This is a genomic window from Gordonia alkanivorans NBRC 16433 (genome assembly GCF_000225505.1).
In the GTDB taxonomy this organism is placed as follows: domain Bacteria; phylum Actinomycetota; class Actinomycetes; order Mycobacteriales; family Mycobacteriaceae; genus Gordonia; species Gordonia alkanivorans.
In genome coordinates, this window is the sequence record NZ_BACI01000047.1 from 52367 (window position 1) to 61652 (window position 9286).

Annotated in this window: 10 protein-coding genes and 1 pseudogene; 6 read left to right on the forward strand and 5 right to left on the reverse strand. The window is 65.8% G+C overall.

The window, feature by feature from the left end:
- Nucleotides 1-8: 8 nt before the first annotated feature.
- The gene (locus GOALK_RS07360; RefSeq protein ID WP_006358176.1) at nucleotides 9-434 is read right to left on the reverse strand and encodes an anti-sigma factor; all 426 of its coding nucleotides are present in this window, start codon (nucleotides 432-434) and stop codon (nucleotides 9-11) included.
- A gap of 298 nt (nucleotides 435-732) precedes the next feature.
- Between GOALK_RS07360 and GOALK_RS07365 the strand changes: the two genes are divergently transcribed.
- On the forward strand, nucleotides 733-1167 hold the full coding sequence (locus tag GOALK_RS07365; protein ID WP_006358177.1) for a hypothetical protein: 435 nt from the start codon (nucleotides 733-735) through the stop codon (nucleotides 1165-1167).
- Nucleotide 1168: 1 nt separating this feature from the next.
- A complete protein-coding gene (locus GOALK_RS07370; RefSeq protein ID WP_006358178.1) occupies nucleotides 1169-2347 on the forward strand; it encodes a zinc-dependent alcohol dehydrogenase in 1179 nt (392 codons plus the stop codon).
- Between the two features lie 73 nt (nucleotides 2348-2420).
- Here the strand turns inward: GOALK_RS07370 and GOALK_RS07375 are convergent, their stop codons facing one another.
- A complete protein-coding gene (locus GOALK_RS07375) occupies nucleotides 2421-3227 on the reverse strand; it encodes a SigB/SigF/SigG family RNA polymerase sigma factor (RefSeq protein ID WP_006358179.1) in 807 nt (268 codons plus the stop codon).
- A gap of 420 nt (nucleotides 3228-3647) precedes the next feature.
- On the opposite strand from GOALK_RS07375, the gene GOALK_RS07380 reads away from it, so the two are divergent.
- Nucleotides 3648-4094 (forward strand): STAS domain-containing protein, encoded by a 447-nt coding sequence (locus GOALK_RS07380; RefSeq protein WP_006358180.1) that lies wholly within the window; start codon nucleotides 3648-3650, stop codon nucleotides 4092-4094.
- A gap of 24 nt (nucleotides 4095-4118) precedes the next feature.
- Here the strand turns inward: GOALK_RS07380 and GOALK_RS07385 are convergent, their stop codons facing one another.
- Nucleotides 4119-4802, reverse strand: a complete 684-nt coding sequence (locus tag GOALK_RS07385) for a GAF and ANTAR domain-containing protein (RefSeq protein WP_006358181.1) — start codon at nucleotides 4800-4802, stop codon at nucleotides 4119-4121.
- A 167-nt stretch (nucleotides 4803-4969) separates the two neighbouring features.
- Between GOALK_RS07385 and GOALK_RS07390 the strand changes: the two genes are divergently transcribed.
- Entirely contained in the window at nucleotides 4970-5962 is a 993-nt protein-coding gene (locus GOALK_RS07390; protein WP_006358182.1) for an isopenicillin N synthase family dioxygenase, read from the forward strand.
- Between the two features lie 47 nt (nucleotides 5963-6009).
- A pseudogene (locus GOALK_RS07395) lies at nucleotides 6010-6543 on the forward strand (hypothetical protein); the annotation flags it as partial.
- Nucleotides 6544-6637: 94 nt separating this feature from the next.
- Here GOALK_RS07395 and GOALK_RS07400 read toward each other — a convergent pair.
- Both GOALK_RS07400 and GOALK_RS07405 read right to left on the reverse strand, forming a co-directional pair.
- Entirely contained in the window at nucleotides 6638-7774 is a 1137-nt protein-coding gene (locus tag GOALK_RS07400; RefSeq protein WP_006358184.1) for a CaiB/BaiF CoA transferase family protein, read from the reverse strand.
- Nucleotides 7771-8943, reverse strand: coding sequence for an acyl-CoA dehydrogenase family protein (locus GOALK_RS07405; RefSeq protein WP_006358185.1), 1173 nt, complete (start codon nucleotides 8941-8943; stop codon nucleotides 7771-7773). Before GOALK_RS07405 ends, GOALK_RS07400 begins: the two co-directional genes overlap by 4 nt.
- A gap of 135 nt (nucleotides 8944-9078) precedes the next feature.
- On the opposite strand from GOALK_RS07405, the gene GOALK_RS07410 reads away from it, so the two are divergent.
- A partial coding sequence (locus GOALK_RS07410; RefSeq protein WP_006358186.1) for a LacI family DNA-binding transcriptional regulator occupies nucleotides 9079-9286 on the forward strand: 208 nt, incomplete at its 3' end.

Genomic DNA, 9286 nt, shown 5'->3' on the forward strand with positions numbered 1-9286 from the left:
GATCGCGGCTACTCCCGGAACTTCGAGAATCCGATGGTCACCCTCCGGGCGTCCTCTCCGGGCGCAGCGTCGGCGTACCTGATGGAATGCGTGTCGGTGACGGTCTGGACGATGCGCCATCCAAAGGTCGACTCGTCCAGTTCGACGTCGTTCACGAGTTCACCCCGGACCTCCCCGACCACCCCGTTGGAGGCGAGGTGCAGGACTATCTCCAGGGAAGATTCCTCGGCGGCCGCGGAGATCATCTGCGAGCAGATCTCGTCCACCGCGACCTTTGCGTCGATCACGTCGTCGAGCGACCAGTCGTCGATGTACAGAGCCGTCTCCACCAGAGCACGCACCAACGCAAGGCGGTCGGTGGCTGCCGGGACCCGCAGGACCGTCGGCAGACTGCCATCGATCGACAGCTGGGATGTGGCGTCAGAGTCGGTCATCAAATGAGTCTTCTTCGCACGTCGTCTTGAGTGGATTCTTATCGGACCGCTCATGAATGCCCCACGCTGACGTCGTCCAAACTGCGTATTTCCATTTGCACGACTCCCCCATGCGCCAACAGCACGACTCGCAACGTTAGCAGAGCACCTTCCGGATCGACACCGCCAACAGCTACGTTGCAGCGCTCTCAGCTGCAACGACGCCGGGTGCGGACGGGTCTGACGTTTCAGGCGGACGCCTCTGCGGTACCCGATCGGCATCCCAACCGAGTTCACACCACCTGGCGAAGGGGCGGCTATGCCAGATCTCACACCGGAACGCGAGGTCGCCTCGCGTGAAGCAATCGCACGCCGACCGGCACGGAAGTCACGCGGCCTGAAGGCCATCGGCCTTCTCGGGTTCGCCTGCCTCGGACTCATGTTGGTGCTCGGCGGCACCGCGATCGCGGCCGGGGCGAGCGACCGGGACGCGACCGTGTGGCTCGCTCTCGGCGCAGTCATCGCCGGCATTTTCGCCGTCGGCCTCCTAGTCGGCAGCCGAGTGCTCCTACGCCGACGTGCGGGTCGCGACGGCGAACGCGCACATCAGGATCCGATCCAGCCGGAGACGACCGCAGAGGAAGCCGAGCGGTACGAGGAGCGCTACCACGGCTTCCCGGTCGACCACACCGGCAAGCACGAACGAGCGCGTGACGAACGCTCCGCAGACCGACACCACGACGGAAAGGCCTGAAATGCGCGCAGTGACCTGGCAGGGAAAACGCAATGTCTCGGTGGAGACCGTGCCCGACCCCAAGATCATCGAACCCACGGACGCCATCATCAAGGTCACTTCGACCAACATCTGCGGTTCCGATCTACACCTCTACGAAGTACTCGGCCCGTTCATGAACGCCGGCGACATCCTCGGCCATGAGCCGATGGGTATCGTCGAGGAGGTCGGTTCGGACACCGGCGACCTCCGGGTCGGGGACCGCGTCGTCATCCCGTTCCAGATCTCGTGCGGCGCATGTCAATTCTGCAACGACGGACTCATGACCCAGTGTTCGACGACCCGCGTGAAAGAACAGGGCATGGGCGCGGCGCTCTTCGGCTACTCGCAGCTCTACGGTTCGGTGCCGGGGGGCCAGGCAGAGTATCTCCGTGTGCCGCAGGCACAATTCACCCACATCAAGGTCCCGCCCGAGAATCCGGACTCACGATACGTGTATCTGTCCGACGTCCTACCGACGGCCTGGCAGGCGGTCGAGTACGCCGAGATCCCCAGCGGCGGAACGGTCACCGTTCTCGGACTCGGCCCGATCGGCGACATGGCCGCGCGCATCGCCTCCCACAAGGGAGCTCGGGTCATCGGCGTCGACCGTGTGCCAGAACGCATCCGGCGCGCACAGGGTCGCGGCATCGAGACGGTGAACTTCGACGAGGTCGACGACGTCGGAGAGGCGATCCGCGACCTCACCGGCGGCCTCGGCACCGACTCCGTCATCGACGCCGTCGGCATGGAGGCCCACGGGTCACCCCTGAACAAGGCGATGCAGACCGTCGTCGGGCTGCTCCCCGATCCGATTGCCCGCAAGGCCATGTCGGAGGCGGGAGTCGACCGGCTCGGCGCCCTCTACTCCGCAATCGACATCGTCAAACGCGGCGGGACGATCTCACTGTCGGGCGTGTACGGCGGTATGGCCGACCCGCTGCCGCTGCTGACCATGTTCGACAAGCAGATCCGGCTGCACATGGGACAGGCCAACGTGAAGCGGTGGGCCGACGACATCCTCCCGCTGCTCACCGACGCCGACCCGCTCGGAGTGGACACCTTTGCCACTCACGAACTACCGCTCGATCAGGCGCCGGAGGCGTACGACAAGTTCCAGCGCAAGGCCGACGGCATGGTGAAGGTCATCCTGAAGCCCTGAGCGGGATCGAGGGCCCATGCCAGGTGCTCCCGGCATGGGCCCTCGGTGACCGCATACGTGGCCCGGCAGCGTCTCACGCGTGCTTGAGCAGCGGCTCCTCGTACTCCTCGTCGTCGGCGACCTCTTCACGCAGAGTTTCGAGGATCCGGGTGAGGAGCCGCGACACGTGCATCTGGGAGATCCCGATCTGGCGAGCGATCTCACTCTGGGACATCGAACGGAAGAACCGCAGGGTGAGGATCGTTCGTTCGCGTTCGGTGAGTCGAGCAAGCGCCGGCTGTAGCGTGACGAACTCCTCGACTATGTCCAGGCGCTCGTCTTCGTCGCCCAGCGTGTCCGCGAGAGTCCAGCCGTCCGTGGACGAACCAGCTTCGGCGTCAATGGAACTCGCGGTGTATGCGGACCGCGCGACCATCCCTTCGATGACCTCGCCGACCGGTAGTCCGAGGTGCTCGGCGATCTCGCTCGGCCGCGGCGACCGTCCGAGGGACTGCAGGAGTTCCTCGCTGGCCTTCGCGATGTTGAGCGAGGCCTCCTGCGCACGACGTGGCACTCTGATCGACCACGTGCTGTCACGGAAATACCTCTTGACCTCGCCCATGACCGTCGGGACGGCAAAAGCGAGGAAATTGTTGCCACGATCGACATCGAATCTGTCGACCGCATGCATGAGACCGATCCGCGCAACCTGGCGCAGATCATCAACCGGTTCACCACGATCGGAGAACCGGCGTGCGACGTGATCCGCGAGCGGTAGGCACCGCTCGATCACTTCGTCGCGTTTCTTGGCACGTAGGTCGTCGTCGCGTTCACTGCGAATCTCTCGCAGTATCGGGAGGACGTCGCTGTAATCGTCGTGCTCGGCGCGTTGTGTCGCCATTTGTCACCACCCAGACGTTCAGATCTTGCGACCGATGGGCTGACTGCTGCCCCATCTAGCATGGATTGATGCCGCGCACGCGACTCGACGCGCATCAGGTACTAGACAATCATGTTCTTCGCCACACGTCCACTTTCGGCGTCTCACAATGCGGGATTTCTTGACGACTTTCTACCGTGACCCGAGTCGGTCTTGTTCGGCATCCGAAGGACCCGTAGGGTAGGGGTGCGGTTCAGGTCGGAGCCGCGCACTAAAGAGCGAGTGGGCACCCAAGGTCCCTCGACTCACGCGACATCACGGCTTATCTCCGTTCAGGACGATCGTGAACTTGGGTTCCGCTCGAACACCAGCGGGCACTCGCCGGGTTCGGTCCACAACAGATCGCCCCTGCAAACGCTTCCACTGAGATGAGACCACCTCATGCCGCTCACCACATCCACCGTTTTCCGTTCGGCGTTCGACGTCGGCACCGGCTCCCCTGAGCGCACGTCACCGCGACGTTTCGATTGCGCGAAATCGTATTGTGTACAGCGCTTTTCCGGCAGCGTCGACCGCGAGACGGCGGCGGACTTCGCTGCTGCGCTCGATCGCGTCGCGCGCGATCGTATCCACGGCGTCGTCCTGGACTTCTCCGCGGTCAACTTCTTCGGCACGGTCGGACTCGTACTGCTGCAGACCTTCGTCGACGATGCCGCGAAGCGCTCTACTCCAGTCGTCCTGGTCGGCGAACGAACTGTCAGCCGCCCCCTCGAACTCTGCGGGATGGCCGGCCGGGTTCGCGTCTTCGAGACCGTCGACGAGGCCGGCCGCACGCTCACCGAAGGCGAGATCGGCCCCAGCACAACAGAGTTCGCGGTCTCCGAGTAGAACTCGACGCAGCGCGCCGGCAGGTCACCTCTTGAGGGTGATCTGCCGTGCTATCTCCACCAGTTTGGTGTTCGACTCCTGGGACAGCTTCTTCAGGAGATCGAACGCTGCCAGCGCATCGATGTCGAAACGCTCCATCAGGATGCCCTTCGCCTGCCCGATCACGTCACGATTGGCCAGAGCGCTGTTGAACTGCTGGTCCTTCTTGATGGTGTTCCAGGCCAGCGCGGCATGGGTCGCGTACACGACGCCGATGTCCTCGGCGTGCAGGTCGAAGACATTCGGTTCGTCCGCGAAGAGGTTGAGCGCCCCGATCTTGTTGCGATTGGCGAAGAGCTGGAACGACAACACGGATCGGATCGGCACCTCGCCCATCGCCCGGCTCCGGTATTTCGGCCACCGCTCGTCGTTCTGGAGATCGTCGACGCGGACCACCCGGTCGTGCAGGGCTGCCGACAGGCAGGGCCCCTCTCCGACATCGGCCTGGATCCGGTCGTGGATCTCCGCGATCTCGTGGGTTGCCCCGAACGATTCGATGGAGCGCCGGTCGGTGGCGACCGTGAGTCCGGCGTACTGGGCTCCGGGGATCTCGGCCACCGCACCGGCCACGATCGTCTTGGCCACCTGTTCGTCGTCGGCTTCGTCGCCGTGCAGCCCTCGTGCCAGCTCCGCGATGCGGAGATGAACATTGTCGGTCGCTTCGGTCACGATCGAACTCCTCTCGAGGCGGCCGACCACGTAGCGAGCCCGGGTCGACACCGCCGCACTGCCCCAGACCCGAATACCAACGTAGCGCCTGCAAACCTCATGAACGGGGTTTCACGGTCCCTGAACGACGTTCCTCCCGCGTACGACGCTCTGGCAGGCTCTGCACCATGCTCCCCATCCTCGACCTCGGCGACGCGGACACCGCCCCCGCGACCTTCCGTGCTGCGCTTCGGGAAGCCGCTCACGACCACGGGTTCTTCTACCTGACCGGCCACGGGGTGCCGGGCGAGTCGCTCACCGAGGTCATGCGGCTGGCACGCGAGTTCTTCGCACTGCCCGACGAGGCCAAGAACGAGATCAGTCAGCTCCAGAGCCCACAGTTCCGCGGGTACTCGCGGCTCGGTGGTGAACTGACCAACGGCAAGGTGGATTGGCGCGAGCAGATCGACATCGGCCCCGAACGCGCGGTCATCCCCGGCGCAGAGGGCTACTGGAGGCTGCAGGGACCGAATCTCTGGCCTTCGTCGCCTGCCGGCTTCCGCACCGCCTTCGAGGATTGGGGTGCTGCGCTGTCGGAAGTCGGGTTGCGGTTGCTGCGGCACTGGTCGGTGTCGCTCGGCGCCCCGGAATCCTTCTTCGACGCGGCGTTCGCCGAACTGCCGGCGACCCTGATCAAGGTCGTTCGCTACCCGGGGACCGCCGACAGCGCCCAGGGCGTCGGCGCCCACAAGGACTCGGGAGTACTGACCCTGCTGCTGGTCGAACCCGGCTCCGAGGGCCTGGAGGTCGAGACAGCTGCAGGCAGCTGGGTGGAGGTCCCGCCCGTCGAGGGCGCGTTCATAGTCAACATCGGCGAACTGCTCGAGGTCGCGACCGGGGGCTACCTCCGTGCGACCCGGCATCGGGTCCGCGCACCCCGCCCCGGGACCGACCGGGTCTCGATCCCGTTCTTCCTCAATCCCGCGCTCGATGAGGTCATCCCGATCATCGACCTCCCGCCCGAACTGGCGACAGCGTCGCGCGGCGTCGAAACCGATCCGGACAACCCGATCTTCAGCACCTACGGTGAGAACGCCTGGAAGTCGCGCACCCGCGCCCATCCCGATGTTGCCGAGTTGCATCACGGAATCATCCCGTCCCAGCCTGTTTCGGCGTACTGAGCCTTTCGGTCGGGCTGAGCAGAACTGTCTGCTCGACGCCGTGCACCCGTGCGCTACAGGCGAGCGTCGAGAAGCTCTTCTCCCTCATCCCGGCGACCGACCTCGCCGTCCAGTGGGATCTGCCGACCGAGCTGGTCACCGTCGAGGGCTGGTTCCCCAATCCTTATGCGGGGCATGAGGCGATCTTCGCGGCGATCGCACGCCTGGCGTCGTGGATCCCCGACGGCGCCGAACTCACCTTCCATCTGTGCTACGGCGACTCGAAGTTCGGGGCGTCGCCGTTCATGGGTGATCCGCCGGATGCCGAGGCCGCCGCGCGCGCGGGACGCCACATCCTGCCGCGCGACGCGTCGGCCATCGTCACCGTCGCGAATGGGCTGTCGCGACACGTGACCCGTCCGATCGACGCCATCCACGCCGCGACCGTCGCGCGGAAGCGTGCCGCGATCGTCTCGGAGTTCCTGCCCGACTTCGGGATCTCCACCTAATGCGGGCTCGGCAGGCATTCGCAGGCCCAGCTCGACGCCGTCGTGAGCGCGTACCGCGAACTCGCCGAGAGCCGCGAGCTGGCCACCGCCTAGCCGTAAACCCTGCAAACCCAGCCTTTTTCGGCAAGACCTCCCCGCGTCCTGTCAGGGTGGAAAGACCGCAAAAGGGTGGGTTTTGTGGCGTGAGTCAGACCAGGTCCGACACCGTGGCGTGCTCGTCGAGCAGCGGTGGTGCCGACCGGTACCTCGGCGGAGTGACGCTCATCCGGATCGGGTTGGCCACCGATCGGAACGGTGAGTCCCGGCGCGGATCGTCGATCTCCACAACCGGATCGAGACCGAGACGTTCGGCCAGCGCGATGGCGTCGGCGATGTCGTTGAGCGGGCCACACGGCACCCGCCGCGCGGTGAGTGCGTCGAACCAGTGATCCGCGCTCGCCGTTGACAGCGCCTCGTTCAGGATCGCCGCCAGCTTCTCCCGATTCGCCACCCGCGCACTGTTCGTCGCATACCGCTCGTCGGCGGGTAGGTCCGGGCGTCCGAGGACCTCGCACAGCCCGGCGAACTGGCGGTCGTTGCCGACGGCCAGCACGAACGGACGATCCGCGGTCTGGAACACCTCGTAGGGCGCGATGCTGGGATGCCGGTTGCCCATCGCTGTCGGAACCACGCCTGCCGCCACGTAGCCCGACGACTGGTTGGCCAGCGCCGAGATCAGCGACGACAACAGGTTCACCTCGATGCGCTGTCCTTGCCCGGTCCGGTCGCGGTGCCGCAACGCGGACAGGATGCCCACGGCCGCATGCAATCCCGTGATGACGTCGACGACCGCGACGCCCACCTTGGTCGGCGTCTGCGGGTCGGGACCGGTGATGCTCATCAGTCCGCCGACCGCCTGGATCAGCAGGTCGTAACCGGGCAGCTGGTTGTTCCCGCCGAATCCTGTCACCGAGCAGTAGACGATGTCCGGCCGGCGATCGGCGACGGCGTCGTAACCGAGTCCGAGGCGATCCATCGTGCCCGGCATGAAGTTCTCGACGACGACGTCGGCCCGATCGACGAGGCGTCGTGCCTCCTCGAGTCCCGCGGGATCGGAGAGGTCGATCGCCACGGACCGCTTGTTGCGATTGACCGACAGGAAGTACGACGACGCCTCGCCCACCCAGGGCGGACCCCACGACCGGGTGTCGTCGCCGATCCCAGGTCGTTCGATCTTGATGACCTCGGCACCCAGGTCTGCCAGCAGCATCGTCGCGTATGGCCCGGCGAGGACCCGGCCGAAGTCGGCGACGACGAGTCCGTCGAGAGCCGCGCGCTCGCTCACCGGAAGGCGGCTTCGCCGGTGAGGGCGCGGCCGATGGTGAGCTGGTGGACCTCGGAGGTGCCCTCGTAGGTGAGGACGGACTCGAGGTTGTTGGCATGCCGGATGACCGGGTACTCGAGCGTGATGCCGTTGGCGCCCAAGATGGTTCGGCATTCACGGGCGATCTTGATGGCCTCGCGGGTGTTGTTGAGCTTGCCGGTGCTGATCTGCTCCGGGCGGATCTCACCGCGGTCCTTCAGACGACCCAGATGGTAGGCCAGCAGGTGCCCCTTGCCGACCTCGAGTGCCATGTCGGCGATCTTGGTCTGGGTGATCTGGTAACCGGCGAGCGGCTTGTCGAAGACCTCGCGCGACTGCGAGTAGTCGATGGCGGTCTCGAGGCAATCGCGGGCAGCGCCGATCGCACCGAAGATGATGCCGAAGCGGGCCTCGCCGAGGCTGGTCAGCGGCCCGCTCAGGCCCTGGGCCTTCGGGAGCATCGCCGAACCGGGCAAGCGGACGTTGTCGAACACGAGCTCGGAGGTCACCGACGCGCGCAGCGACATCTTCTTGTGGATCTCCGGCGCGGAGAAGCCAGGCGTGTCGGTGGGGACGACGAAGCCGCGGATACCCTCGTCGGTCTGGGCCCAGACGACCGCGACGTCGGCGATCGAGCCGTTGGTGATCCACATCTTGGTGCCGTTGAGCAGCCAGTCGTCGCCGTCACGCTTGGCGTTGGTGCGCATGCCGGACGGGTTGGAGCCGAAATCGGGTTCGGTCAGGCCGAAGCAACCGATCGCCTCACCGGCAGCCATCCGCGGCAGCCACTCGTTCTTCTGCTCCTCCGAGCCCCAATGGTGGATGGAGAACATCGCGAGCGAGCCCTGCACCGACACGAGGCTGCGGATACCGGAGTCCACGGCCTCGAGTTCGAGGCAGGCCAGGCCGTAGGCGGTCGCGCTCATGCCCGGGCAACCGTAGCCCTCCAGGTGCATGCCGAGCGCACCGATCTGGCCCAGTTCCCTGGCGATCTCCCGCGCCGGCAGCTCGGCGTTCTCGAACCAGTCGCCGATATGCGGCCGCAGACGCGCATTGGCGAAGTCACGGACGGTATCGCGGATCGCGATCTCGTCGGCGTCGAGCAACGAGTCCAGGGCGAAGAGCTGCGCCAGGGTGCTGGGTCGGGACATCGGAACCTCCGGGGGTCGGGCCTGCAACTGATGGTACAAGTTCAGCGAGAACGTTTGCGAGAACGTTTGCATGAGCTACCGTAGGTGCTCGAACGCGCAGCGTCAACAGTGCTACCGACAGGATGGGGGACCAGCGTGGCCGGAGGTCAGCGAACGCCGACCCTCAAGGAGATCGCGAAAGCTGCGGGTGTCCACGTGTCGACGGCGTCTCGGGTGCTGCGACAGTCCGAACCCGCCGACGGCTGGTCGGAGTCGGCACTGCGGGTTCGCGAGGTCGCCGATGAGCTGGGCTACCAGCGCAATCTCTGGGCGGCGAGTCTGCGGACCCGCAAGACCACCACGC

Excerpts from the sequence above, each read along its gene's own strand:
- GOALK_RS07360 (WP_006358176.1), bottom strand. The coding sequence starts at position 434 with ATGACCGACTCTGACGCCACATCCCAGCTGTCGATCGATGGCAGTCTG.
- GOALK_RS07375 (WP_006358179.1), bottom strand. The coding sequence starts at position 3,227 with ATGGCGACACAACGCGCCGAGCACGACGATTACAGCGACGTCCTCCCG.
- GOALK_RS07380 (WP_006358180.1), top strand. The coding sequence starts at position 3,648 with ATGCCGCTCACCACATCCACCGTTTTCCGTTCGGCGTTCGACGTCGGC.
- GOALK_RS07390 (WP_006358182.1), top strand. The coding sequence starts at position 4,970 with ATGCTCCCCATCCTCGACCTCGGCGACGCGGACACCGCCCCCGCGACC.
- GOALK_RS07365 (WP_006358177.1), top strand. The coding sequence starts at position 733 with ATGCCAGATCTCACACCGGAACGCGAGGTCGCCTCGCGTGAAGCAATC.
- GOALK_RS07370 (WP_006358178.1), top strand. The coding sequence starts at position 1,169 with ATGCGCGCAGTGACCTGGCAGGGAAAACGCAATGTCTCGGTGGAGACC.
- GOALK_RS07405 (WP_006358185.1), bottom strand. The coding sequence starts at position 8,943 with ATGTCCCGACCCAGCACCCTGGCGCAGCTCTTCGCCCTGGACTCGTTG.